This window comes from Thalassospira alkalitolerans, assembly GCF_002115745.1.
Classification (GTDB): Bacteria; Pseudomonadota; Alphaproteobacteria; order Rhodospirillales; family Thalassospiraceae; genus Thalassospira; species Thalassospira alkalitolerans.
Genome location: NZ_JFKB01000005.1, coordinates 108,276 through 134,908, shown reverse-complemented (window position 1 = coordinate 134,908; position 26,633 = coordinate 108,276). Strand labels below are relative to the sequence as shown.

27 protein-coding genes are annotated in these 26,633 nt (G+C 51.7%); 8 read left to right on the top strand and 19 right to left on the bottom strand.

Features of this window, described 5'->3' with window-relative positions; genetic code table 11:
• Nucleotides 1–21: 21 nt before the first annotated feature.
• The 7 genes from argC to TALK_RS08820 all read right to left on the bottom strand — a co-directional run bounded on the left by argC (nt 22) and on the right by TALK_RS08820 (nt 6,977).
• Nucleotides 22–1,068 (bottom strand): N-acetyl-gamma-glutamyl-phosphate reductase, encoded by a 1,047-nt coding sequence (gene argC / locus TALK_RS08850; RefSeq protein ID WP_085617964.1) that lies wholly within the window; start codon nt 1,066–1,068, stop codon nt 22–24.
• 175 nt (nt 1,069–1,243) lie between these two features.
• Nucleotides 1,244–2,548, bottom strand: a complete 1,305-nt coding sequence (locus TALK_RS08845) for a hypothetical protein (RefSeq protein WP_085618269.1) — start codon at nt 2,546–2,548, stop codon at nt 1,244–1,246.
• Nucleotides 2,549–2,706: 158 nt separating this feature from the next.
• Complete coding sequence (locus TALK_RS08840; protein WP_085617962.1) at nt 2,707–3,552, bottom strand: hypothetical protein; 846 nt, start codon at nt 3,550–3,552, stop codon at nt 2,707–2,709.
• A 7-nt stretch (nt 3,553–3,559) separates the two neighbouring features.
• Nucleotides 3,560–4,504: a GNAT family N-acetyltransferase gene (locus TALK_RS08835; protein WP_169714984.1), complete on the bottom strand. Its 945-nt coding sequence runs from the start codon at nt 4,502–4,504 to the stop codon at nt 3,560–3,562.
• Complete coding sequence (locus tag TALK_RS08830; protein WP_085617958.1) at nt 4,497–5,174, bottom strand: acetyltransferase; 678 nt, start codon at nt 5,172–5,174, stop codon at nt 4,497–4,499. The genes TALK_RS08835 and TALK_RS08830 overlap by 8 nt, the downstream gene beginning before the upstream one ends.
• 2 nt (nt 5,175–5,176) lie before the next feature.
• Nucleotides 5,177–5,932: a methyltransferase gene (locus TALK_RS08825; RefSeq protein ID WP_085617956.1), complete on the bottom strand. Its 756-nt coding sequence runs from the start codon at nt 5,930–5,932 to the stop codon at nt 5,177–5,179.
• A 121-nt stretch (nt 5,933–6,053) separates the two neighbouring features.
• Nucleotides 6,054–6,977: a hypothetical protein gene (locus TALK_RS08820; protein WP_085617954.1), complete on the bottom strand. Its 924-nt coding sequence runs from the start codon at nt 6,975–6,977 to the stop codon at nt 6,054–6,056.
• Nucleotides 6,978–7,215: 238 nt separating this feature from the next.
• Between TALK_RS08820 and TALK_RS08815 the strand changes: the two genes are divergently transcribed.
• The 3 genes from TALK_RS08815 (at nt 7,216) to TALK_RS08805 (ending at nt 10,180) form a co-directional block, all read left to right on the top strand.
• Nucleotides 7,216–7,629 (top strand): sugar 3,4-ketoisomerase, encoded by a 414-nt coding sequence (locus tag TALK_RS08815; RefSeq protein ID WP_085617952.1) that lies wholly within the window; start codon nt 7,216–7,218, stop codon nt 7,627–7,629.
• The gene (locus TALK_RS08810) at nt 7,626–8,738 is read left to right on the top strand and encodes a DegT/DnrJ/EryC1/StrS family aminotransferase (protein WP_085617950.1); all 1,113 of its coding nucleotides are present in this window, start codon (nt 7,626–7,628) and stop codon (nt 8,736–8,738) included. Before TALK_RS08815 ends, TALK_RS08810 begins: the two co-directional genes overlap by 4 nt.
• Before the next feature lie 71 nt (nt 8,739–8,809).
• Nucleotides 8,810–10,180: a glycosyltransferase family protein gene (locus TALK_RS08805; RefSeq protein WP_085617948.1), complete on the top strand. Its 1,371-nt coding sequence runs from the start codon at nt 8,810–8,812 to the stop codon at nt 10,178–10,180.
• Between the two features lie 65 nt (nt 10,181–10,245).
• Here the strand turns inward: TALK_RS08805 and TALK_RS08800 are convergent, their stop codons facing one another.
• From TALK_RS08800 to TALK_RS08770, 7 genes are all read right to left on the bottom strand, one after another.
• Nucleotides 10,246–11,112, bottom strand: a complete 867-nt coding sequence (locus TALK_RS08800) for a GNAT family N-acetyltransferase (RefSeq protein WP_085617946.1) — start codon at nt 11,110–11,112, stop codon at nt 10,246–10,248.
• Between the two features lie 126 nt (nt 11,113–11,238).
• Nucleotides 11,239–11,745, bottom strand: coding sequence for a 30S ribosomal protein S9 (gene rpsI / locus TALK_RS08795; protein ID WP_085617944.1), 507 nt, complete (start codon nt 11,743–11,745; stop codon nt 11,239–11,241).
• Nucleotides 11,745–12,212 carry a 50S ribosomal protein L13 gene (gene rplM, locus TALK_RS08790; protein WP_085617942.1) on the bottom strand — a complete coding sequence of 156 codons (468 nt, stop codon included), beginning with the start codon at nt 12,210–12,212 and terminating at the stop codon, nt 11,745–11,747. The genes rpsI and rplM overlap by 1 nt, the downstream gene beginning before the upstream one ends.
• 178 nt (nt 12,213–12,390) lie before the next feature.
• Nucleotides 12,391–12,831 (bottom strand): PaaI family thioesterase, encoded by a 441-nt coding sequence (locus TALK_RS08785; RefSeq protein WP_085617941.1) that lies wholly within the window; start codon nt 12,829–12,831, stop codon nt 12,391–12,393.
• A gap of 272 nt (nt 12,832–13,103) precedes the next feature.
• On the bottom strand, nt 13,104–13,649 hold the full coding sequence (locus TALK_RS08780) for a hypothetical protein (protein ID WP_085617939.1): 546 nt from the start codon (nt 13,647–13,649) through the stop codon (nt 13,104–13,106).
• Between the two features lie 64 nt (nt 13,650–13,713).
• Nucleotides 13,714–14,061 carry a hypothetical protein gene (locus TALK_RS08775; RefSeq protein ID WP_139833769.1) on the bottom strand — a complete coding sequence of 116 codons (348 nt, stop codon included), beginning with the start codon at nt 14,059–14,061 and terminating at the stop codon, nt 13,714–13,716.
• Between the two features lie 273 nt (nt 14,062–14,334).
• On the bottom strand, nt 14,335–15,219 hold the full coding sequence (locus TALK_RS08770; RefSeq protein ID WP_085617935.1) for a hypothetical protein: 885 nt from the start codon (nt 15,217–15,219) through the stop codon (nt 14,335–14,337).
• Between the two features lie 154 nt (nt 15,220–15,373).
• Here TALK_RS08770 and TALK_RS08765 point away from each other — a divergent pair, with 154 nt between their 5' ends.
• Nucleotides 15,374–16,171 carry an enoyl-CoA hydratase gene (locus TALK_RS08765; RefSeq protein WP_085617933.1) on the top strand — a complete coding sequence of 266 codons (798 nt, stop codon included), beginning with the start codon at nt 15,374–15,376 and terminating at the stop codon, nt 16,169–16,171.
• A 42-nt stretch (nt 16,172–16,213) separates the two neighbouring features.
• Here TALK_RS08765 and TALK_RS08760 read toward each other — a convergent pair whose 3' ends face one another.
• Nucleotides 16,214–17,722, bottom strand: a complete 1,509-nt coding sequence (locus TALK_RS08760) for an alpha/beta hydrolase-fold protein (protein WP_169714983.1) — start codon at nt 17,720–17,722, stop codon at nt 16,214–16,216.
• Between the two features lie 111 nt (nt 17,723–17,833).
• Complete coding sequence (locus TALK_RS08755; protein WP_085617929.1) at nt 17,834–20,047, bottom strand: TonB-dependent siderophore receptor; 2,214 nt, start codon at nt 20,045–20,047, stop codon at nt 17,834–17,836.
• Between the two features lie 618 nt (nt 20,048–20,665).
• Here TALK_RS08755 and TALK_RS08750 point away from each other — a divergent pair.
• Nucleotides 20,666–21,301 (top strand): LysE family translocator, encoded by a 636-nt coding sequence (locus TALK_RS08750; protein ID WP_085617928.1) that lies wholly within the window; start codon nt 20,666–20,668, stop codon nt 21,299–21,301.
• On the opposite strand, the gene TALK_RS08745 is transcribed toward TALK_RS08750, so the two are convergent.
• Nucleotides 21,273–22,154, bottom strand: coding sequence for a protein-methionine-sulfoxide reductase heme-binding subunit MsrQ (locus tag TALK_RS08745; protein WP_085617926.1), 882 nt, complete (start codon nt 22,152–22,154; stop codon nt 21,273–21,275). The genes TALK_RS08750 and TALK_RS08745 overlap by 29 nt on opposite strands.
• A 244-nt stretch (nt 22,155–22,398) precedes the next feature.
• On the opposite strand from TALK_RS08745, the gene TALK_RS08740 reads away from it, so the two are divergent.
• Nucleotides 22,399–22,842, top strand: coding sequence for a CoA-binding protein (locus TALK_RS08740; protein WP_085618268.1), 444 nt, complete (start codon nt 22,399–22,401; stop codon nt 22,840–22,842).
• An 86-nt stretch (nt 22,843–22,928) separates the two neighbouring features.
• On the opposite strand, the gene TALK_RS08735 is transcribed toward TALK_RS08740, so the two are convergent.
• Nucleotides 22,929–23,570, bottom strand: a complete 642-nt coding sequence (locus tag TALK_RS08735; protein WP_085618266.1) for a hypothetical protein — start codon at nt 23,568–23,570, stop codon at nt 22,929–22,931.
• A gap of 173 nt (nt 23,571–23,743) precedes the next feature.
• Nucleotides 23,744–24,646 carry an OmpA family protein gene (locus tag TALK_RS08730; protein ID WP_085617924.1) on the bottom strand — a complete coding sequence of 301 codons (903 nt, stop codon included), beginning with the start codon at nt 24,644–24,646 and terminating at the stop codon, nt 23,744–23,746.
• Nucleotides 24,647–24,877: 231 nt separating this feature from the next.
• Here TALK_RS08730 and TALK_RS08725 point away from each other — a divergent pair, with 231 nt between their 5' ends.
• Entirely contained in the window at nt 24,878–25,846 is a 969-nt protein-coding gene (locus TALK_RS08725; RefSeq protein ID WP_169714982.1) for a mechanosensitive ion channel family protein, read from the top strand.
• Nucleotides 25,847–26,024: 178 nt separating this feature from the next.
• The gene (locus tag TALK_RS08720; RefSeq protein ID WP_085617920.1) at nt 26,025–26,606 is read left to right on the top strand and encodes a DJ-1/PfpI family protein; all 582 of its coding nucleotides are present in this window, start codon (nt 26,025–26,027) and stop codon (nt 26,604–26,606) included.
• The last annotated feature ends 27 nt before the right edge of the window (nt 26,607–26,633 follow it).

The window sequence follows — 26,633 nt, the reverse complement described above, 5'->3', positions numbered from 1 at the left end:
AATGATATCGGCTTTGTGCGATTACGGGAACAACGGCTCGATCTCAAGCCCCATGGTTTCCGGCAGGCCCAGCATGACATTCATGTTCTGAACCGCCTGCCCCGATGCCCCTTTCACAAGGTTGTCCTCGACCGCGACGATAATCACACGTCCCGGCACCCGGTCTTTGACCACGCCAATCAGAACAAAGTTCGATCCACGTACATGGCGGGTTTGCGGCGTTGTACCAAACGGCAACACACGGACAAACGGCTCGTCCGCATAACGTTTTTCAAGGGCTGCCTGAATATCCTCGGCCGTGGTGCCGTCGGTCATTTTGACATAGATGCTTTCAAGGATACCGCGGCTCATCGGCATCAGATGCGGGGAAAAATTCACCACCACATCGCGTCCGGCAGCCCAGGCAAGGCCCTGTTCGATTTCTGGCGCGTGGCGATGCCCGCCAGTGCCATAGGCATGAATGCCTTCGGTCACTTCTGCATACAGAATGCCTTCTTTTGGCGAACGGCCCGCCCCGGTAACGCCCGATTTTGCATCAATAATGATGTCGTCGGAATGGATCAATTTCCGTTCCAAAAGCGGCGTCAATGAAAGCTGAACCGGCGTCGGATAGCACCCCGGATTGGCAACAATACGGGCCTTGGCAATTCTCGCACGATGGAGCTCGGTCAGGCCGTAAACCACCTGTTTTTGCAAATCCTGTGCAGCATGTTCCGCACCATACCATTCCTTATAGGTATCGGGATCAAACAGGCGGAAATCAGCTGACAGATCGACGACTTTGACGTGTTCGGGCAGACCGGCAATCACTTCCTGCGTCGTACCATGTGGCAGCGCACAGAAAATCACATCAACCGTCGACCAATCCGCATCTTCGATCCGGATCATGGTCGGCAATTTCAAATGGGCAAGATGCGGGAAAACTTCCCCGAACGGACGTCCGGCGCGTCGGTCTGCGGTCAGCAAGGTGATTTCAGAAGCGACATGATGGGCAAGAATACGCACCAATTCCGCCCCGGTATAACCGCTGGCACCGAGAATTCCGACTTTGACCTTAACGTCGCTCATTTCAAATCTTGCTCCTAATAGGCACACCCCACATCCGGGGCGTTATCAACGCGCGGATGTTGGCAAACAACCCCCGCCGATGCAAGCCTTTAGGCGGTATTTTCCTTGCATTGCGGCATTAGGACATATGCAGCCATGACATGCATCACACTGTTCTTGTCATGCGGGCCCCCAATTACGGGCGTCGTGACTTGCGCACATTGGCCGGACAGGCGCGTTTATCTGCGGGCAAAACGGTATAAAATCGTTCGATCTGCTCGAACCCGGTGGGGGCTGCGACCGGGTAATCGGTAATTGTTCGATCATCGGAAAGGCCAAAATCACTGGCGCGAAGGCCGGATCGTTGCTGCCAGATGCGGCGATGGGTATCGGATAATATGACTTCCGGGTCATCAATCAGGAAAATCGCATCGCGCGCAATCCGGTCATTGTATTTATGTTGCGACGGCAACCACGCGGCCAATTGGCGGCGCAGGGTACCAGGGCTTGGCACTTTGCGCGTGCGGCTGGCGAAATTGACCATCTTGGCCGCCAGATCGGAAACATCGCCTGGCGGGGCCATGCCATGAGTTGCCCGATCAATGAAAAATGCCAAATCGATCTCGGTCGGATCGCGTCTGATGACCGGCTTAAGCGCGGCATAGACCTTAAAAAATCGTGCAATCTTGCCGCCATCGGCATTGGCCGCGTCATAAACCCGGCGATAAGCATGCTGGACTTCGGCAAGAGCACCATATTTTGCAAAACGGGCGGTAAAATCCACCCGGCGTTTCGGATCGATCCAGATCGCGCACAGGATATCAAACGCACTTTGATTATTACCCAATGCCAACCGGTGCATCGCATCGGTATGCGGACCAAAAACCGCCTTCAGCAAACCGGGATTGGCACGTTCAGCCGCAAAAACTATCTGTTGAATTTCCGCCCCCGCCCCGGCGGTCGCCCCGCGCGGCCCCCATGTCAGATAGGCATTGGAATCATTGGTGTAACACCACGGATCACCTTCCAGAAACCGCTTGCCGCTACGCGGGTTGCGCGACTGGCAAAAGTTGAACTGGATGGCATCATAATCGGTCCCTTCCAGCGCAAAGGTCAGGTGATTGGCGCGCTCTATCGCATCGGGATATGGTTGATCGGCTGGCATCAGCATTTTCCAAAGCCCGACTGTAATCGCCCCGGTGTTTCCGTCGCTATTCCCACCGGTATCCCCCATCCCGATGGCTGATTTGACATCTCTGTCAAGACAGGTCCGCAAATCAAGGATGGCTTGCCGGGTTTTCGCCCCGACGATCCCGTCTGCTTTACCATATTGCGACGGACCTGCCCCCGCACATCGGGCGGCGGCAACAAACAGATGTGTCTGAAAATCAGAAGCCGATCCATAACGCCCCAAAATCAAGGGACGGTCTTCAAACCGATACAGGACCTGTGCCAGGGAGCCGGTGTTTTGCAGGGTTGCGGCCTGTGCAGGACCAACCATTGTCAACGATGTCGGTGCGACAAGGCAAAGAGCCACACATGTACCAATGGTCCGGATATGTCGATCCAGCGAACGTCGAATGCCTAAAATTTTGCAAAGCCCGGACAGCACAACACATCTCGCAGTGGAAAACGCAATACCGGCGACAGCCACAACGCTTATAAAATCTTTCGAGTGAAACTCACTTGCGGATATTTCAGAATGCTTTGAAAGGCTTTTTCGCTCTGCTCTTTCAAATGCGTTTCATCGTTTACAAGATCACAAACCGTATCGACCAGCTGATCATAGGGCGCTGCCACAACCCCGTCGCGGAATCGGTCTTCAATCGTGGTGCCGTCATTGACCTCGGCCACCACCGGCTTGGCATTGGTCAACAAATAGAACACCCGGACGATCTCGAAAATCTGGCTTTCATAAAAATGATGATTAAGGATCACCTTCGAACGCCCGATCCATTGATCACGTTCGTTGCCATAAACGCCGGACAGAACCTTAAGCTTGATCCCGCGATCCACCAGCCCCTGAAGAACGGTTTTGCGACGTTCATTGATTGACCCATAAAACAGCACATCAACGTCCTGCACCTCGGGCGTGGCAATGCGTTTAAGTTCCGGTTGATAGCCGATTTTCAAAAGCTTGACGTTTTCAACACCCATGTCGCGAATGACATCAATATTGGCCGGGCTATAATCCCAAAGGCCAGTGCCACTTTCAAACCACTTGCCAAGCCGGTCCCGCCATTCGGAATACACGCCTGAAAGCTGTTCGGTATTTAAAATAACGGTATTGGCCGGGATCGAACCTTGTTTGTCAGGATCAAGAAGATGCGCCCCGATGATGATATTCACCCCATCCGGGCTTAACTGATTTTTCCTGACCTCAGCCTGATTGCCGGTATCGCGAATAGAATATAACAGCAATTCCGCCAGTTCCAGAAAGGCCATGGAATGCACATAGCCCTGCGGCTGGATGATGCAGATGTTGTAATTTTTTTTTTCAGTCATTTTGCATTCAAATTTTCAACTGGAACTTGTGATGTACGATGCTGCGACCTCCGAATCCTTCTTTAAACGCAGCAAGGCTTTCATTCAGGACACGACCGTTATCTTCGGTTGAAATACCAAAATCAAAGTAATCCTTGCCCGCATTACGGTAACGATCAATCAGCGTAAAAAACAAAAGATCCAGTGCCCCCTGTTCCATGCCCTGATCCGAGGCCGAAATATATTGGGCATGTGCAACCCGAAAGGTTTCGAAAATGACCGTCCCCCCACAGATATTTTCTTCTGCGTCCCGGACCACGAACAAACGAATTTCATCTGCAAAGCGCGATTTCAACAGCTTGATTTCATCACAGCTATGAACAGGGTTGCGATCATATTTATCGCTCAACCGTGCCGATAAAATGGCCCAAAAACCCTCGTAATTATTGCTTTCCTCAACGACTAACCCCGCAGAAACAGCCCGCTTGCGGCTTCTTTTGCGCAAATCCGAAGGTTTTGGCGAAGCATGAAGATCAACCGCAGTAGACACCTCAATTAAACACTCTGCCTGCCCATTACAGTTCAGAACGTAGAGGTCTCCCTCCGACGGAACACGATGATAAATCCAGGGAACAGGTTTGATAAATGCATGAGTAATATCGCGTACACGCAATTCATCCCAAAGCTGCTTGTAGATTTCTTGTAAAACACCAATTCGATTGAGCTTCGGCGACAGGAAAACCCCTCCAAATGTGAGCCCTCCATGGCTTACCCATTTGGCATCACTACGGTTTCCGGGAATAACGCCAACTATTCGATCCTTTTGTCGCAAGACAAACGACGAATCAGCAAACCGATCAGCATGATACTCCAGATATGAACGCTTAAACAAAAAGTGCCCATTATCTGCCTGATCGATGATCTCGTCCCATTGCTGAGCCAGCTCTGGCGCATAAGGAACAAATTCAAACATCCTCAACCTTGCAAAATTTGCGTGCCAGGATTTTGGAAATCTCCGTTTTAGGCGTCGAATACAGGGCATTCTCCGGCGTATTTTTTGAAATTATCGCGCCCATCCCAATCAGGTTATCGCACCCAACCTCAACACAATCGGCAATTGACGCATTCACACCGATAAAACTATTCATACCGATCTTGCAGTGACCGGAAATCACAACATGCGACGTGACAAAACAATTGTCATCAATAACGCTTGCATGCCCGATATGATTGCCCGCCCATAAGGTTACATTGTTTCCAATCTTAGCAAACGGCTGAATTGTATTATCTTCTTGGATAAAAACATGCTCGCCAAGCTGGACATTAGACCAGACAACCGCGCGCGAACTTACATAAGAAGCAAGTTTGTAACCTTTACGCGACGCTTCAGCCACTTTCCCCGTGCGCAGTCGATTAAGTTGCTGGGAACCTATAGCAACAAAAATTGAATGCTCTTCCGACGCGTAAAAATCCTCAATGGTTTCGAATGGAACGATTGGCTTGCCAAAAATCTCGGCTTTTTCCGGCACAAAATCCTTGTCCACCGTAAAAGCCACAACATCATAGTCAGAGTCATGAGTGAAATACTCATAGGCACACTCTGCGATATTCGAAAGTCCGAATATAATGAGTTTCGCTCTCATCGTTACCTCCGTTGGATTATTATATCGTCACGGCGATTATACATTGGAAGAGTACGTGGCTGAGGAACGATATAGGCATCGTTTCCAGTGGCATGCGCCCTTGCAACAATTGCATTTAGAACAGCGTCATCAATTGCATTGCGCTTGATCTCAAAGTGATCAACCACGGGATCTTCGTCTGTATTCATGAATTGCTTATGATACGCTATTCCCTCTTTGCTTGAAAACAGGCGCTTGCGTTTTGACAAATTTGGAATGTCACCGATCAGGGCAACACCTCCTGGTCGAAGGGCAAGGCATATCGCATCAACAAAATCAAAAATGCTGCCATCAACAATGATGTAGTGCAAGACACTATAGCACAGCAAAAGATCATACCCATCGGGAGCCTTTTCAAGGGCCTCATCAAGTATGTCCGGAAATTTTCCGGCTATCTTTTCAAACGAAAACTCACTTTCGATCAAAGAAAGCATTTCCGGAGAATCATTCATTGCCACAGATATATTATATTTGTGCGCAAGTTTAAGTAGCGCCGATGTCATCGGGCTCGCACCAGCGCCAATATCAAGCATTGACGCACCGGAACGATACTCGAATTCAAGTTTGGTCCGAATATCGTCAAGGATCGCGTTCTCAAAACCAGATCTGTAATGATCCGGAAATCCGATGCGTTCACGTTCAGAAAGATCAGCGTTCTTGGCAAGATCCCGAAACCTCTCGTAATTAAGTTCCGTCTTTGCCAGATCAATTTTCGCCATTATTCCTCCCGATGACCACAGCTACAATGCCAGATTACAATCTAAGACAATGACTTAAATTCAAATTAGCCGACAAGATAGTGACTTAACAAAACGCCCAACATTTACGTCACATGGCAAATCAATCGGACCAAATCGCCAGCCGCAACCCTTCACGTCCAAAATCATCGCCATTATAGAACATGGCAATTTCTTCACCCAAGTGAACAACAGAAGGAAAAGAAACGCTAGATTGTCCATCAATGGTCATCATATGATCAAATGCCTTTCCATCCGATGTCAGTTCACTCCACTTTGTCCCGTCCGGGGATTGTGAATACAACATATTCAAATATCGGCCATCCCACCCGCGGACAGGAAATAACCCTTCATAACCACCCTTTAATGTTCTCCAGATTGCACATCGACCATAACCAAGGACTTTTCCTGGTTGGTGCCTAAAGATCGCAAGCTGATCCTCCGGCCAAACAATGCCATCATTAGAAGCAACATATTCCAAATCATACACAGGTAAGGCCTTACCGTGATCATGGTGTATTCCCTTCTGCGTAGCCAACCAGCACCGGTATTTTCCATGCTCTCGCATTATGAAACCACCCGTTCTCAAATATTCACGATCATGCCTTGGACCTAAAATAGGCTTGTCGGAAAATCGCTCAAATCTGCTACCATCGGCATCCCCAATTAGCAGGCCAACAAATATTCGATATCGAATTTCTGGGTTAGCATCCCTTTTCCACCCTGCGTAATATAACCAAACTTCGGAATTATTCTTTACAATTGATAGAGGTGTCACTCCATCACAATCGAATCCCCCCACTGAGTCCTCAACCAAAGGTTTTTGTCCATACCCCATAACCACGCTAGGGTCGGACAGCGATACATCCACATAGCCAAGTCTCCCTCGGTGCCCTTGATCCCAGAAAGCAACATATACTCGAATACGATCGCGAAGCAGCAGGGTGGTCGGCACATAGGCATGAGAAAAGGCCCACGGCTCCAAACGATCAACCCTAAAGATTAAACCTTTATCTATCCATGCCATAGCTATCCCCCTCTAAATCGGAAGTTACTAGCTTGACCGACGACGCCAGACGCACCAGAAGGCTACCGAGGAAATTCAAAGTATTAAAACATCACAGAAATAATCATTCGTATGGTATCCTTTACTAAAGTTAATCATATACAAAGCAGTAAATCTTAGTCTCTTGAATCTCATATTTCCCCAAAGCCTGTGAAACAGGTAAATTTAGCTTCAAGCAGTGAGGGATGCACTTAATTCAATGTCAATCGACGCCTGCAAGATCATCGAGTTGCCAAAAATATCGAACCAACAGGGAAATCTGACCTTTGTTGAAGGACAGAATCATATCCCCTTTGATATCAAGCGCGTTTACTATCTATACGACGTCCCTGGCGGGGCCGTGCGTGGTGGACACGCCCATAAAACGCTGCATCAATTGATCATTGCCATGTCCGGCAGCTTTGACATCACACTTGACGACGGCAAAGACAAAAAGTCCTTTCACCTGAACAGATCATACAACGGCCTCTACATCGGCCCAATGATTTGGCGCCAATTGGACAACTTCTCCTCCGGCTCCGTTTGCATGGTGCTGGCATCAAATCACTTCGATGAAGGTGACTATCACCGTGAATATTCCGACTTCATCACGGCCTGCCGGAGCCAAGAATGAGTATCGCCTTTCTTGACCCGCACGCCAGCTACCTTGAGATCAAGGACGAAATTGACGCCGCTTATCATCAGGTCATGGACTCAGGCACATATATCCTAGGCGAAGCCGTCGAAAACTTCGAAAATGACTACGCGGAATACTGCAATGCCCGCCACTGTATTGGCATCGCAAGCGGCTTGGATGCCCTCCTGCTAAGCTTGCGTGCTCTTGACATCGGCGAAGGTGACGAGGTTATCGTTCCGTCACACACCTTTTTTGCAACCTGGCTTGCTGTATCGCAAGCAGGCGCAACCCCCATTGCCGTCGAGCCAGACATCGCCACTTATAATATCGATCCCGCACGGATCGAAGCCGCAATCTCGCCAAGAACCCGCGCCATCATTCCTGTACATTTATATGGGCACCCTGCCGATCTTGGCTCCATCGTTGAAATCGCCAAACGCCATGGTCTCTACGTAATAGAAGATGCCGCTCAGGCCCATGGTGCTCAATACAAAGGCCAGCGTATTGGCGCCCACGGCGATGCCGTGTGCTGGAGCTTTTATCCCGGTAAAAACCTGGGGGCCTATGGTGACGGCGGCGCCATCACGACGGACAATGCCAAAATCGCAGAAAAGCTGTCTGTTCTTCGTAATTATGGCTCACACGCCAAATACCAAAACGAAATCCTCGGATACAATAGCCGCTTGGACCCGCTGCAAGCTGCAATGCTACAAGTCAAACTACGCCACATCAACCGATGGAATGAACATCGCAAAACGGTTGCACAGCTCTATAGCGAAATTTTGGCCGAGACTTCACTGAAACTGCCAAATGTGCCAAATTGGGCCGATCCGGCATGGCACCTCTATGTTATTCGCCATCCGCAACGCGATGCTCTGCAAGACTTCTTGGCACAAAAAGGGGTAGGCACCCTGATCCACTACCCCATCCCACCGCATAGACAAAAGGCCTACGCCTTAACCGACCTTGCGCAAAAGTCATTCCCGATTGCCGAACAATGTTCACGCGAAGTCCTGAGCCTACCGATGGGGCCTCATCTTTCGGTCAAGGATACGCATACCGTCGCAAACCATATTATTGCGTTTCTGGATCAAAACCCAAAATAACACACGACCAAAACGCTTCCTACCACACCAAATCTCACGACAAGAAACCAGCATGACGGAGAAACCATTTGATGCGTGGCGAACAGAAAAAAAATATGGCACTGCAGATTGACGGCGCATTGCTGCAATCAATCAACGCATGCCGGGATGCCAACAAACTGTTCGAGCTCGCCGAATACTATGGAAAATTCCACTGGCTGAACACCACGGAAAGATGGTCTTGCCCGGAAATCGAGAACTTCATTTTCGCTTTGATTGCACCACGTCTGCCTGAATTCAAGGCAACAGGAAACCGCAAGGTTATCTCTCACGTGATTTCCGAAGGATACGATATCGGTGGGCATACGCCGCTGTGCGTAAACCTAATGAAAGAACAAAAACGCTTGGGTAATGACGTGCAACTCGTCATCACCAGAGGTGTCACACCGACCGTTTTAGAAGATGTGAAAGCATCAGGAATACCAATTGCAGCCCAGCAATCCACAGGGGTATCAAAGCTTCTGTTTCTGGCTCAGACTTTCATGCAAAGCAAAGCCGTTGTGTTGCACATCAACCCCGACGATATCATTGCATGCCTTGCCGCCATGATTGCCGAACGCGCTGGCATTCCATGCTATTTTGTCAATCACGCTGACATTCATTTCAGCTTTGCGACCTCACAATGCTCTGCCATCCTCGAAATTACCGGTGCAAGCTGGCTTGCAAGCCAACAGTTTCGCCACCCCAAGGCTCAATCATTTCTTGGCATCCCTTTCAGCACGCTTGACGGCGCCCCACAAGAAATTCGCCACAAAGACAAAACACAAGAGCCATATTTCATCACTGTGGGGGGGCCACATAAATATCGACTTGGTCGCTCCCCCGTCTTTACTGATTTCGTAGAAGTTCTATGCGGGGAACTTGGGCAAAAATTAAAAATGATCGGCCCTGATGATTATTCCAAATTCTCTCATCTTTCGGCCAAGGCACAGAATAACCTTGAACTTCTGGGAACCGTCGAACGTACAAAGACATTGAAGCTGATGGCCAATGCAACAGCTTATATCGACAGCTTCCCCGAAGGTGGCGGAACATCCGTTACCAACGCGATGCACCTTGGGTTACCGGTCTTTGGCTGCAAATCAAAAGCAGGAATGTATGGCGACGATTTCCTATCCCAGACCCCGCAAGAACTGTTCGCAGCGATAAAGCTATTTATCGAACATGGACCAGACTCCGAAACGCTCACAGCCCGCGCCCGTTTCATCAAAGATAACTTCTCGATCACAGCTTGCGCCAAACGCTTGGAAAACACCCTCAACGGCAATATGGAAACAATTCCGTACAGCTTCGATAAAAAAGCAATTGACCTTACATTTTACCAAAAGAAATGGCTTGAGACGGACGATTTCTACATCCCACCAATCATCAAGATTAATATGCCCTCTTCGCCAAAAGCGTAGGAAACAAAAAAGGAGAAAAAGCATAAACTTTCCCTCCTTTTTGATCTAATTAAGCCCCCTACCGATCAGTCATCACTTGCCAGCAACGCCAAACGATACACCCCGCAATGAGAAAACCCAATCGCTTCATAAGCCCTTGCCGCCGCCGGGCTATCGGTTGACAGGACCGCATGCGTAACACCGCGTGCGCGCGCCGCCAAAAGCGTTTTGGCAACAAGGATGCGGGCATAGCCATTGCTGCGATGTTCCGTCGGGGTCCAAACCGGACCGACCTGGACCATATCAGGCAACTCGGCATTAAAACCCGAAAGACTGACCGCCACACCATCAACGATCAAAGCCCACATATTGCGGTCATTAAGCGCATGGACCAATCGCCCTGCAACCCGGCTATCAAGTGCCGGGGTATCCTGCCCGCCCAGCGCCTCAATCTCATAATCCCGTAGCCAGCGCAAAAGGGTATTGCGATCAATCCGTTCGGCATCGACCATCTGAAAACTGTCCGACCGGGCATTTTGCGGCAGGATCAAGTTGGCAAGTTCAAGCCGGTAAAACCTATCACAGGCATTAATGGCAAACGGCGCATCGCCAAGCCCAAGCAGGTCAATCACCGCCTGAGCCTGATCGGCTGGGCCGAAAACCCCGGCAATCGTCTGGGTGTTTTCCAAACGAAAGGCATCCATCAATCCCGATGGAACCGACTTTCCCCCGGTCTGGACAAAGATATTGCCATTGCGAAAAATCGCCAGGACCGCATGAACACTTCCCTCGCCGGAAACCTCGCCATAATAGCAACCTGAAAGCGGATGATGACGTCGCCCAATGCCGATCTTTCGCAAATTGCTGCGCTGGATCATGCTGGTATCGGCATGAACAGCAAGAAATGCGTCAAGGGCATGAAGATCATCATCGAGCAGCTTTCTATACTGCATAGGCGTTATCCTTGTGATGAAGGTGGTAAGGAACAGGGCGAGAATGCCAGAATTCAGGCACAAAAAAAGATGGCCCGCTGAACCAGCGGGCCATCTTGAAATCGCGTATCGCGTAAGCGTGCCGGTTTAGCGCTTCGAGAACTGGAAGCTACGACGGGCTTTGGCGCGACCGTATTTTTTACGTTCGACTGCACGTGAGTCACGTGTCAGGAAGCCGCCAGCTTTAAGCGACGGACGCAGTGCCGGCTCAAAGGTGATCAGCGCGCGCGAGATACCGTGACGAACGGCACCGGCCTGACCGGACAAACCACCACCGCAAACGGTGCAAACGACGTCGAACTGATCTTTACGATCCGCAGCGCCGAACGGCTGGTTGATCACCATGCGCAGAACCGGACGTGCGAAGTAATCATCGAATTCACGGCCATTGACAGTGACTTTACCCGAGCCCGGTTTGATCCAGACACGTGCAATTGCGTTCTTACGACGACCGGTTGCATAGGAACGGCCCTGTGCGTCGATCTTCGGTTCCGGCAGGTTGGCTTCTGCAACAGCAGCAACAGCAGCAGTTTCGCCGCCCTGTGCCAGATCCTTGAGATCCTTGAGATCGTCAAGAGTTTTGGTGTCGGCCATTACTTAGCACTCCGCTTATTCTTGTCGTTCATTGCGGCAAGATCGAGAACTTCCGGCTGCTGTGCATCATGCGGATGCTCGGTACCGGCATAGACGTGCAGCTTGGAAAGAACCTGGCTGCGCAGCGGACCACGGGACATCATACGTTCAACAGCTTTTTGGATCACACGTTCCGGATGATCGCCATTCAGCAATTTGTCCATGGTGCGTTCTTTAATGCCGCCCGGATATCCGGTGTGCCAGTAAAACTTCTTGTTCTGAAGCTTACGGCCGGTCAGTTTGATCTTTTCAGCATTGACGATGACGATATGATCGCCACAATCCATGTGCGGGGTAAACATCGCTTTGTGCTTACCACGAAGACGGTTGGCAACAACAGCAGCAAGACGGCCCAGAACGACGTCTTCTGCGTCGATCACGAACCATTTGCGCTCGATGTCACTCGGTGTCGCAGAGAAGGTTTTCATTATTTCAATACTCGAAAACTGGGTTCCACTGAGGGAATCGCCCCTCGTTGAAAGTCGGCGCATTATGCCTGCATTAAGCAGGAAAGCAACAGTAATATTTCGTTGTATTTCAACGGCTTAAAGCAATAGGTATTATTTTACCACATTGATTCGAGCTATTTTCCGGTAGGTTCACCCATCATCGTGGTTCTGGCGGCATGGCATAGGTACCAATAACATGCGCACAAAGCGCCCCATCAACCGCAGATCGAATATGACATTCGGCAATCAAAAGCCGCTTGCCTGCTTTCAGGATTTTCGCATCCGCCAATAAATCCCCCGGTTTTGCCCCGGAAAGGAAATGTACAGTCGCCTCGGTTGTTACCGCAAGATCGGCCTTGGGCACCACAAGCCAGGCCACCGCATAAAGCGCAATATCGGCAAGGGCAAAAATCGCCGGGCCACAAATCACATTGCCCGGGCGAATATGGCGTTGATTAAACGGCAATCGCAACCGGGCCTGATCCGCCGAAAGCTGTTCGGTCACAACCCCCATATCCCCGACGAACGGGACTTTTTCGCGCATGATGGTATCGAAATCGGCCAAGGTTACGCCGGTGCGGGGCTGCTGGACTGTCATATGGTCATTCTCCCTGTCGCTGCCCTTGCCATGAACCATTCGGTATCGTCATGATGGCGGGCAGCATTATGTGCTTGTTCCCGACAGCCTGACATAACGTTTACGTTAACGTCAATATTTTCTCCCACCCCCGCCCCGCACAGGTATTTGATCCTGTCGCGCGGCAATCACCCTCTTGCGCCCGACAGATCAAATTGTGGGCAAAGTTGCAGCACAAGATTATGAGCCAATTCAAAGGTTGCTGTGGATCACGATCCCCTAGGGTGGCCCTATTAATTCGGGCGACCAAAGATCACGGCAAGTTCAATGACGGTCATCCAGACCACCGCACCAATAACAATCCCGGTAATCAGGAAGGATGCAATCCCGGGCAACCACCTTGCCATGCCCGCACGACGAACGCGGATTATGGACGGATGACGCCATTCCGACCCTTGGTAAAGAATATGACTTTGGCTATGGCTGCGTTTATGGCCTTGCTGCGCTTCCATTCCCGGAAAACCGTTATCCCTGTCATAGGGGCCAGATATCAGCCCATCCTGACCGGCCTTGTGATTGGTCGGTAATATTGACCCAATCAACGGCCAAAACACGCGCCCGTCACGCGGGCGTTTATCAAATCGAGAACCAGTTCCGATTTGCATCAATCCAGGGCTCAAAGCATTCTGACGTCCATTTTTCCCGCCAGACGGATTGGACGAACAAAACACACCGGACGACGCATCACGCCGTGCCGTCCGGGATTTTATTCCGGCGGAGACCACACGCGCAGGCAACACAGGATAAATGCCTGAAATCGGGATACCTTGGCTTTTCATCACTTGCCTCCGTTACCGGATTTTCCGGATGGTCCCCATCAACCGCCAGCCCCAAACCGCGTTCTCAGCGCGATAACAGCACGACCAGTTCCGCATAAGTCGCCAGAACCACACTTATAATGACAATGCCGACAATCAAGGATGCGCCAATCCGCGGAAGGTTGTTTTGCAACCAACGGTCCGTGCCGGAGTCAAAATATGACCCAAAACCCGGTTTGGCTGAATTTTTAGGGAATATTGGCCTGACCGGGCCACGCAGGATGGCTCTGGGCTTGTCCACTTCATCGTTGGACGCCCAATGATGCCGGTTTTCCGGAAGGTAAACCGGGTGGCGGTCTTCCTGACCTTTGACGTCACTTTTCATGGCGACTACGACGCTACCTTCGCCGTCTCCAATAAGGGTTATCGTCACATCAACGCCCGTACTGCCCGGCCTGCCGGACAACTCAAAGCGCCTTCCCCCTTATTGATCAATGCCCCGCCATCAATCTCGAAACTGCTTTATTCGATCTGCCTTATGGTTTTGCAAAAAGATACGGTCCGTTGCCGGGCATATATTTGCCCCATCACGTCCCCATCCTGATGCGCCCATCATGACAAAACAGAAAACACCATAGGCTTTGGATTCAGGCATGTTTGAGGCAAATTCTACCTTGGCGGTAACAAACTCGCAAAACGCCCGTTTTCAGTTGCCAATCAGCTTGGCAAGCTCGATATAGGTCAGCACTAAAATATAACCGACCACAATGGAGACCACCATATAGGCCGCAAGCTTGGGCAGCAGTTTATCAAGTTCCAATGCATTACTGCGTTCTTTGGCCTGCTTTGCCGCCTTGCGTTGCTTCGACGCTTTGGTGCGCTTCTCGAGTGCCGTCTGGGGCAAAGACGCCGCTTCTGATTTGCGGCGACCTTCTGCCTGACTAAGCCAGTTGCTTTTGTTGTCAGGCAGATCGATATTGCCAGAACTGTTCTGATTGGTGGCCTTAAGTTCATCAACACGCCCGGCGATACGATCATCGTGTGTCGCAGTGCTGCCGTAAACGTCTTCCACCGTCAGATCGTCCTGATAGTCCCCATCACTGGCATCATATTCGTCATGCCCAATGCGATATCCTGCCGCCGTCTTGGTTTGGAAAAGTGATGCATGCGATGCCACAACATGACGATTGGGCTTGGGCCGGGAACCAGATCGGGAACCGGGACCTGAATTTGATGCCTCGTGGCTTTGACCTTCGCCCGGTGCCGCCGGTTTGGGGCCTGTCATCGAAGGCCCCGAAATATCGCGGGCCACATCCTGGTCGATATTGACGATTTCATCGCCGTATTCATCCAAAGCCGGACGTTTGGGCTGAAGAATTTCAGGGACATCAAACCCACGGCTTAGCAATCGCGCACGCGCTTCGGCACGGCGACGCTCCATATCCCAATCAATGACCTCTTTGCGGTCATAGCGCTTCATCTTCGTCTCTGCGACCGGGGTTCCCCCCGGCTTGTACTTTTCGACGATCTGTTTACCGGTCATAAAGCGACCAGGTGCGCGCTGCGGTTTTCGTTTATCTTCGTTGCTCATATCCAACCGTCCTCAAAGGGGACCGTTACATCGGCATGCGCCGTTATTATTATATCTTCGGTTTCAAACAAAACCGTGACGTAAAACTCTACAACGATAATATATTGACGCAAAAGTAAAAAAACGCAGTGTGCGCCATCACAGGGAGGCAAAAATGACCAACACCAAAACCGACGAAACCACCATTGTCCTGCGCAACGATAACGGCCCCGTCGCGACTGTCATACTGAATGCACCGCGCAGCCGAAATGCCCTTTCCGGGGCGATGATGACGGCCCTTCACGCCGTGCTTGATGATATCGCTGCCGACACTTCCATTCGCAGCGTCATCCTTGCCGCCAATGGCCCGGTCTTTTGCGCCGGTCACGACCTTAAGGAAATGAACAGTATTAGCGCCTGCGACGGGCATGCCGCCCTGTTTGCCCAATGCAGCGCGCTTATGATGCGCATTGTCACCCTGCCTCAACCGGTCATTGCGCGCGTTCATGCCATGGCAACCGCCGCCGGGTGCCAATTGGTGGCCAGTTGCGATCTGGCCGTTGCCGGCAAGGCCGCAAAATTTGCCACCCCCGGGGTCAATATCGGCCTGTTCTGTTCGACTCCGATGGTCGCACTAAGCCGCAACATCGCGCGCAAACACGCCATGCGCATGCTTCTGACCGGCGATGCAATTGATGCCGATACCGCGTGGCAGATGGGGCTGGTATCCGATGTCGCCACCGATGATGATTTGATCATCGCAACCGACGATCTTGCTACCCGCATCGCCGAACGATCTGCAATGACAGTTAAACTCGGTAAAGAAGCCTTTTACCGACAACTCGAAATGCCGCTGTCTGGTGCCTATGATTATGCGTCAGGCGTCATGACCAACAATATGCAAAAACATGACGCCCGCGAAGGTATCGGTGCATTCGTTGAAAAGCGCCATCCCGACTGGCGTCATGAATAGCAGCACCAATATCACCACAAGCAGCCCCGCTCTGGGGCTGCTTTACTTGGCTGATACGGTTCCGAACAGACCAATCAACCCATCGGCCAGTGCCCCCCGCCACACCACATAATCGTGTCCCCCGGCATATTCCCGGTATTGCACGTCATATCCCCGGGCGATCAAAACATCGCGCAGGTGACGCCCGCTTTCAACAATACCGGCAACCCCCATCCGCCCGGTTTCAAACAATCCAGCCGTCATAAAGAACCTGATAGGTCGCCTTGGACCTGTCGCAACCTGATGGGCAACGAATTCGCCTTGATCAACCGGTGTATTTTGGGGATGCCACCAAAATGATCCTGACATCGAAATCGCATTCCCAAAAACATCCGGATGGCTCAACGCAACCGTTGCCGATGCCAAGCCGCCATAACTTGACCCGGCCAGAACCGTGCGCGCCGCCGCGAAATCGGTCCCGAACCGATCCCGCAAGACCGGCATTAAATCATCGGCCAGCATATTGGCAAAATCCGGATTTCCCGGCAATTCACGCCCGCGTGCGGCCCGGTCCGGATTGGCGATAAACGCCACACTGACCGGCGGCAATTTTCCCGCCGCAATCAGGTTATCCAGAATGCGCGGTGTCGGCACCGTCGTCAGATATTCCTTGGCATCAAACAATATCAGCAAAACATTATCATGATTGGCCGGATCAAATTGATAGGGCCGGTACAGCGTAATATCGCGACTATTGCCAAGGCGTTCACTGTTAAACACAAATGTCTCAAGCGTTCCTTTGTGTGCGGTCGTACCATTCATTCCCGGCTGATCAGGCGCATCGGGCAATTCAACAACGGAATCCTGATTGAACGCATCCGGGGCATCAACCGGCCAGGGATGCCGGTTGAACGGATCGGCCTGTATCGTTGCCAAAAGTGCGACCCGCTGCGATCTGAAATCGGCATCGAATTCCGGAACATCCCGCGCAATCTGATAGGAAAGCCGGGTACTGTTGGGCACAACAAAGCTTTTGAACCAGATATCACTGTTACCCAGCCGTTCGAGATATTCATGATCATTGCTGGGCGCGCCAACGATCCGCCCATTACGCTCCAATCCGCGCGCGACAAAGGTCATGATGACCTCGTCCTCATTTAATGGCTCGATCAACGGGGTGCCATCGCGCTGCACCCGGCCCCAAAACCCGTCGGTCACAATACCACGTGCCAGATCCTGCGCGGCACTGGCGATTGCCGGGCTTTGATAGTGTCGTGATGGCGCGCCTTGATCGGCAAATTCGACCATGAATTGCAGGTCAAATTCAAAATCGTTTTTCCCTGGGCCCATATTTGTCAGGCGCAAAACCGGCTGATCATTCGGCGCAACAATGCGAAAATTGATCTGCCCGCTTTGCTGATCGGCAAGACGGCGCATGGGTTTGCCATCGCCATCAAGTAATTCCAGCGTCACCGGGGCGGCGGTTTTCACCGCCCCGGCCACATATCCCCCTTGTCCAATATCAAGGATCAGGGAATGCACATCCCCCGCCCTGTCAAGCCGGCCACGCATGGTATCGTTTCCCGACAGTTGATCTGCCTTTACAAGGTTTGTTTGCAATAATGTCATGGACACCCACATCGTTATCAGCGCCAAGGCGCGACCGGCCTTAATCATCTGTTTCTACCAGTTATATTTAAGCGTTGCGGTTACAGCACGACCCGGACCATACCAACAAGCCCACGCCCCTACAGTACAAGACGAAACATATGTCTCATCCGATAAATTAACCGCATTCAACTGAACACTCGCCCCGTCCAGACGATTGGAAACCGCCCCCAGATCGTAGCTGAGCATCGCATCAAACAGCATATAATCCGGAACCTTGGTCGTATTCTTCCGGTCAAAACTGACACCGGTATAACGCACACCGCCGCCAATCGCGACACCATCAAACACCCCTTGGTCAAAGGTGTATTTCGCCCACAATGCCGCTTGGTCCCGTGGCGTATTCGATGTTTTCAATCCAACATTGGCCGGGTTTTCATCTTCGACCGTTTTTGCATTGATCCGCGCATAACTGGCAATCATCGACAGGTTTTTTGTCACATTTGCCCGACCTTCGATTTCAAAGCCACGACTTTCAATTTCACCAGTCTGATAGGTCTTGCTACTATCGGCCGGGTCTGTCGAAACGATGTTTTGCTGCGTCAGTTGATAAACAGACGCCGTGATCATGTACCCGCCATGATCTGGTGCATAACGAACCCCGGCCTCATATTGCTGTGCCGTCACCGGATCATATGCATCGTCGTTCTGATCTACGCCAACCTTCGGCTCGAACGATGTGCTGTAACTGGCATAAGGTGCAATGCCGTTATCAAAGCTGTAAACCGCCCCGACACGGCCGGAAAATGCCTGATCATCCTGGCTGGTTTTCGTGCTCTTCAGATAATTATCGACGTCACTATTGGCCCAGTCATGACGACCACCGAAACTGACATTCCATTTACCAAATTCGACCTGATCCTGTGCATAAACACCGGCTTGCCATGCTTCGGCATGCTGATCGGTTGATGTCCGGCCCAATTGCGTCAAACCGGTATAACGCGAAAGGTTCTGCCAGTTTTCATTGCCAAGGCTTTTGCGCCCGAACCATGAATCCTTGGTGGAATATTTGTAATCAACACCGAACAATACCGTATGGTCAAAATCGCCGGTTTCAAGGTCAAGCTGCGCCTGATTGTCGATGACATATTGATCAAATTCGTCACCCGACTGAACAGCTGCACGTGTGACCTGCGCCCCGGCAGACGTGAAATTATCCAGAATGACGCTTTTGAAATCGGCTTCTATATGGTTGTACCGTGCGTTCTGACGCAATGTCAGCGTTTCATCGACCGCATGTTCAAGCTGATAGCCAAACGACGCCTGGGTGCGTGACGATTCTTCCCAATCATAAGCCCCGACATAGAAATCACGCGGAAAATAACCATTCTCGGTCGGATACAATGTGCCTTCTGCCGACAGGAAACCACGCGTTCCAGCATCCGGATCGTTCTGATAAATCGCTGTAACCGTCAGGCTGGTATCGACATTGGGCGTCCAATTGATCGACGGCATAATGGCAATGCGATTTTTTTCGATATCACCGGCAACTTCTTCCTCGGTAATGCCCTTGGCAACAAGACGATATGAAAGGCCTTCTTCCTTGGAAATCACGCCAGAAAAATCACCTGCCGTTGAGTACAGATTGTTTGTCCCAACAGACAACTCGACCTCGTTCGATGTCTCGCCGGTCGGATGTTTCGTCGTCTGATTAACGACCCCGCCGGGATTAGCCTGCCCGTACAAGATTGATGATGGCCCACGCAAAAGCTCTACCCGTTCAAGCAGATAGGGCTCGATCTGGCCAAACGATGCTTCGCCATAGGTCAACCCGTCCAGATATTTCGGCACATAGGAAAACCCGCGCACATACATTTCATCATGCAGGTTCGACGTACCGCGATATTCAGTCACCACACCAGGCGTATATCGCAGGGCCTCGGCAACGGAACCTGCGGCCTGATCTTCGATCTGATCGGCGGGGATAACGCTGATGGATTGCGGTGTTTTTTCAATTGGCGTGTCCGTTTTGGTCGCAGAACGGCTGCGCTTGGCAACATAGCCCTTGACCGGACCATCCCCCTTCTCTGCCGTCTGGCTATCTTCGACCGTAATCGGATCAAGAACAATCTCGTCCTCAGTTGTTGCTTCCTGCGCCATGGCAACATGCGAAAGTGCCAGCATGCTGACACCAGTCATCAATGCATGACAGAAAAAGCGGTTCATCCCGGACCGTTGTCGCACCGTCAAACGTGCAATTTCCACCTTGGAATTTGTTGTCATATTCATTGTTTAGATATCCGTTTTCGGCTCAACCGGACGCACCAATCCCGTTCCCGCAATTCGCTCTGAGCGGCGGGCTGGGTGTTCCGGCTATAAAATTCTGATGATTATTTTAACGGGCGCGATGTCACGATTGATGTCATCCGCCCGATTGGCCCTATCACGTGATAATGTGTGACATTTCTTCCCCCGTTTTATGTATTTGGCCCGGCATGATTTACATAAATGCAAATCCAGCCCCTCGAACCGTTCCCCGATCATCGCAACGACCCCACCGCCTGTTGCCCATTATTATAAGTGAATAATTGATCGGAAATGTTGATATTAATTATCAACATCAATCGCAAGTACCACAAATGAAATTGCGAATCAATATCATTTGTGGTACTTGCGATTGATAGAGGAAACAGTGCATTAGCATCGAACACTTGCCCCGCCCTCACCCCGGGCTGGCATTTTCACGACCTCAGCAGATCGACGCACAAATCGCCCGTCGCACTTTGCCACCATCTGCGCAATTACCACGCTTTACGTACATCCTCGTTTTCGGCAAAATGTCACAACACCATTGGTGCCACTGGCATCAACAGCACCCCCACCACACTCCATGGCAGGAGAACAATCATGACACTGGAAATCTGGCTGGCCTTTGTGCTGGCCTGCACTATCGTTCTGGCCATTCCCGGCCCAACCATCATGCTTGTTGTCAGCTATGCCTTGGGCAAGGGTCGCCAAACCGCATGGGCCACCGTGCCCGGTGTTGCCCTGGGGGATCTAACCGCCATGACCATTTCGCTTGCCGGGGCGGGCGCACTTCTGGCGACATCGGCAAATGCCTTTACGGTCTTGAAGCTCTGCGGGGCGGGATATCTGATTTATCTTGGTATCAAGATGTGGCGCGAAAAACCCGGCAGGCTTGAAGACAACCCCGATGCCAAGCGCAACCGGCCGTCGCGCATGTTCCTGCAGGCCTATATCGTGACCGCACTGAACCCAAAGGGCATTGTATTTTTCATCGCCTTTGTCCCGCAATTCGTGAATGCATCGATGCCGGTATTGCCGCAATTTGTGATCATGACGGCAACCTTTGTTATTCTGGCGGCCATCAATGTTGCAATCTGGGCCATCATGGCCAGTGCGCTCCGGGCAAAATTCCGCAAACCGCAAACCATGCGCCGCCTAACACGCGCTGGCGGCGCGGTGATGATCGGTGCCGGTCTTCTGACCGCCCTTACCCGCCGTGCGAGCGCCGCGGTCTGACAAACAGGGTCGATGCGATCTGGCCGACCCATTCCCGGCCAATCGAATCGCGCCCGAAAAGGCTAACAACCGCCATAAACAGCCCGGTCAAAAGCACATTCCACGCCGGGCGCAATGGCCACATGACTTCAAAATTGGCCGCCAGAACCGCCGATGGCGGCACACCGGTTGCCAACCCGTACCAAGCATATTCAATCCCGGCAGTTATCAGGCCCGATACAACCGCGACCATGACCAGCACCAAGGGGGATCGCAATGACCAGTCACGCGCATGGGCAACCCGGTACAACATCAAAGCAACAAAGAACCCCGCCATCAGGGTGGCCTCGCTAACATCGATCTTGGACTGCATGAAAAAATGCACCGCGGCAAGAACGCCAATGCCATAGCTGGCTTTGTGTAAACGGGCCCAGTTTTTACCCAATTTGCGCATCGCCGATTTGGTCGAGGTCGCGCCAAGGATCACAAGCCCGGTCAACGCGACAAAGCCAATGGTCAGGTAAATACGTGCCAGAATTTCATTGGCAATCCGCAACACGTCCCAAGACTGGGTCAGCGCATAAAGCATTAAATGCGTTAAACCATACCCCAGTGCTGCCAGACCAACCTGGCGCCGAATTTGAACCAGTTTACTTGCCCGTGTCATCCGGCGCAGCGGCGTGATCAAAAGCGATATCAACACCATCCGGATCGCCCAATCCCCGCTTTCAAGGATCGCTTCCTTGACCGGAATGGTCGCCCCGCCCCCAGCAATCACCGGCCATAGGATGAAACACCCCGGCACCAGCAACAAAACAAACACTGTCAGTTTGAAAACGGAAAACCTGCCGGACGGATCACACCATGGATACATATAAAGCGACCTTCAAAACCTAGGATCAGGAACAAGCGTGACACATGAAATCCAATTCACGCTTAACCGGGTTACTCAAACCGTTTTTTCCCGCGCCGTCAGTTAAATCTGCCATCAACTTTTTGCGAGTTTCCCGGCATCACTGCATTCCAAAAACAAACCACAGAAGATTGCTGCCCGATCACAATGTCTTATGTATCATACAGCCATGATAACGGCACATCGCAAACCAAAGGCAGACGACATGAGCGAGTTCAACAATCCGAACGACAATGCGACAAAAGTGCTGCTTGAACGCACCCGAACCATCGCATTGGTCGGCGCCAGCCCCAAGCCCGAACGCCCGTCAAATGGCGTAATGAAATTTTTGCTGTCACGGGGCTATCATGTCATCCCGGTCAACCCCGGTCAGGCGGGTGGTGAAATCCACGGACAAAAAGTCGTCGCCACCCTTGCCGACATCACCGAACCGGTCGATATGGTCGATATTTTCCGCAATAGCGAGGACGCAGGCGGCGTCATTGACGAAGCCATCGCCATTGGCGCCAAATCCATCTGGATGCAGCTTGGCGTGATCAATATTACGGCCGCCACACGCGCACAGGAAGCCGGGCTGGACGTTGTCATGAACCGCTGCCCCGCGATTGAAATTCCACGTCTGTTTGCCCCGGGTTGGAAAGTCGCGTAACCCAACCCACGCGCTGACATACACAAACAAAAAGGCACCGCCAAATCGAACGGTGCCTTTTTGTATTGCCGTCTGCGGAATATAATCTAGCCGCGACCGCACATTTTCATAAGATCGGGCAAAAGCCCCTGATTGCCGATGAACACCGGCTGAACGGCACTGGTCACCGTATAAGTGGTGGTATCTTCCTTAACCAGCGGGTCGTAAAGCCCGGCAGTCTCCATCACCAGTGACATCACACCATCAGTTTTAATCCGAAGTGCGGCAAACCCATTGGCATATTCAGTACGCGCACATTCAGCGCCAAGGATTTGGTCAAACTTGGCAACAAGGCCATAACGCGGATTTTTCACCAAATGATCGGATTTTGCGACCGCCCCGGCAATCAGGCCCGGACGCGGCATATATTTGCCAAAGCGAGTCTGGGACTGAACAATGTAACCATCGGGGAAATAAACGGCGACGTCTTCGGAAAGAAGAATACGGTCACCAACAACCTGACCTGAACGCAACAGCGCCTTGATACGTTTGCCGGGAATCTCGCCAGAGAACGCGTTAAAGCGAAGGTATTTTCCATCACCACGCTCTGAGGCATAGAATTTCTCAAACGGAACGGGCGGAGTTTTATCGGCAGCCTGACTACTCTGGGCCAGACTTCCTGCCATGACAACAACGGCCATCGCAAAAATACCGGCACCGCACAATGAACGGCACAATGTTCTGATCATTTTCCCCCGCATCTCCCTTTGCAGTACGAATATCCTGCAGACATTAGGTGGATTGAATGCAAATTCAACTGTTATTCACGCAGCCCGACCTCCCATTTAGTCGAGTATGCATAAAAAACAACGAGGTGGCATGATGCCACCTCGTTGCCGAAGATTTGGTAAAGGACCGAAGTTTAATCGATCGAGATCGTTACACGACGGTTGCGCGGCTCACGAACACCATCCGGAGTCGGGATCAACAGATCGCTTTCGCCAACGGCTTCGCTATCGACCATGTCGCCTTTAATGCCACGTTTGGTCAACTCAGACAGAGCCGAAGAAGCACGACGTTCAGACAGGCCCAAGTTATAGGCCGACGAACCCGACGCATCAGCGTGGCCAACGACGGTAACGTTGCTCATGCTTGAAGCCCACTGCTGTGCAGCGGCGTCAAGAACACGTTCGGAAACCGGGGTAATGGCTGTGCTGTCAAAGTCAAAGAAGATGGTGAACAGGCGCGGTGCAGCTGCAACCGGTGCCGGTGCCATTGCTTCTTTCGGCTCTTCTGCTTTCAGCTCGGCCATTGCGGCTTCGAAATCTTTCCAGCACTGGCTAATCAGTTCAGTCTGCCAGCCTTCTTCGCTTTCTTCGATCCAGCAATCAAAACGGGCCTGCGCAATCGCGGCAGTATCCGGTTTTGCTTCACGCTTTCCATCATCCAGAAGCGCAATCAGTTCATCACGAACAGCGCGTTTCTGTGCGACTTCTTCAGCGTCGAAACGCCAATTCGCAGGATCTTCCGGAAGAATGGTTTCGTTCTCAGCAACTTTGCCAGCTTTCTTCGCAAAGAAATCGGCATCGAAGAAATCGTACCATTCATCGGCTTCACGCTGTGCGTAAGCGATGTATTCAGCTTTAAGCGATTTGCCAAATGCCGTGGTCGGCACGGCACCGCCAACGGCACTGTTTACAGAGCTGCTGTAGGTCAGAGGGTTACCACCATATGCGATAGCAGTACCCGAATTGTCGACGCTGCTACATGCGCTAAGAAGGGCGACGCCCCCGATAGCACAAACAAGAGACGGACGAAGCTGCATGTTTTTTGCCCCTATCATTAAGGTTGTTATTCAGTAGCATACAATATCACCAATGATGGTCATATTATGTCGCAAAACGACCGAAAACACGAAATGTTCCATGACATTAGGTTCAGGTGGTACCCCGACGTCACTTTTCAAGACCACACAAACCTGTAATGCTATTACCTCATACTGTAGTATGGGGTAATTAGACTACAACTTTGACACTGAGCAAGCGAGGTTTAAATTATGGAAACAGATGTGGCGACAATTGCCGAAATGCTAAAGGCATTTGCCCTTGGGTTTGGGGCGGATGTGCTTGGCGCAATCGTTATCCTGATTATCGGTTGGTGGGTTGCGGGACGTGCCGCGGCACTGGTGCGTCACTCTCTTAAGAACGCAACGTTCGTCGACTCGACGCTCAAACCCTTGGCCGCCAGCATCGTGCGTTACACGATCCTGATCTTTGTCCTGATCGCTGTCCTGTCAAACTTTGGCGTCCAGACCGCCAGCATCATCGCCGTCCTCGGCGCCGCCGGCCTGGCCATTGGCCTGGCCCTGCAAGGCACATTGTCCAACATTGCCGCGGGCGTCATGATGCTGATCCTGCGCCCACTAAAGGTTGATGAGTTCATCGAAGCCGGGTCTATTTCCGGCACGGTCGTTGAAATCACTCTGTTCACCACGCTTCTGAAAACACCAGACGGGGTTTATGTCTCGGCCCCGAACTCGCAAATCTGGAACAGCTCGATCAAGAACTATTCGCGCAATCCGACACGCCGTCTCGATATCAAAGTCGGGATTTCCTATGACGACGATGTCGATGCCGCACTTGATTTCCTGACCAAACTTGTCGCCAGCGACCCCCGCGTCCTTAAAGATCCGGAACCGATGAGCTTCGTCGCCACCCTTGGCGAAAGCTCGGTCGATCTGACAGCACGTGGCTGGGTTACCACTTCGGAATACTGGCCAACCTTCTTTGACCTGACGCGCAAATCGAAAACCGAACTCGAAGCTGCCGGTTTCTCTATTCCCTTCCCTCAGCGCGATCTGCATGTCATCGAAGGTGCGGAAATCGCATCATCTGCTTCTGCTGCCAAAGCGGCACCGGCGAAAAAACCCGCCCCCCGCAGCCGTGCGACAGCAACCAAAACGGCAACTAAAACAACAGCAGCCAAAAAACCGGCCGCTGCCAAACCGGCCACGCCAAAAAGCTGATCAGTCACAAAAATTTAACCTGATACAGGCGGCCCAAACGGGTCGCCTTTTTTGGTTTTCCCCCAATCTTTCGCATCATCCGTCACAGCAGAATTCACGCCGTAGTAGCCCGCTGTTACCCGTCCCCCCCGACCCTGCCCTATACTTATCCGACCACACCAAACGGGAGGATAAACAAATGTCAGCAAAGAAAATTCTGATGATCGTCGGTGACTATACCGAAGACTATGAAACCATGGTGCCGTTCCAGACTCTGCTTGCGGTTGGCCATTCGGTTGATGCCGTCTGCCCCGACAAAAAAGCCGGTGATATGGTCGCCACTGCCATTCACGATTTTGAAGGTGATCAGACCTATAGCGAAAAGCGTGGCCACAACTTTACGCTGAATGCTGATTTCGCCAAGGCCCGCGTCGAAGACTACGACGCCCTTCTGATCCCGGGCGGCCGCGCACCGGAATATCTGCGCCTGAACGAATACGTCATTCGTTTGGTCCGCGATTTTAACGATGCCGATAAACCGATTGCTGCGGTTTGCCATGGCGCACAAATTCTTGCCGCTGCGGATATCCTGAAAGATCGGCGGGTATCGGCCTATCCGGCCTGCGCACCCGAAGTCCGCCTTGCCGGCGGCACCTATGCTGAAATCGCGATCGACGATGCCTGTATTGACGGCAATCTGGTCACAGCACCGGCATGGCCTGCCCATCCTAAATGGCTGGCCGGGTTCCTGACACTGCTCGGCACCGAGATCACGCTCTAGCCGCACTTTGACACTGCAAACGCAATC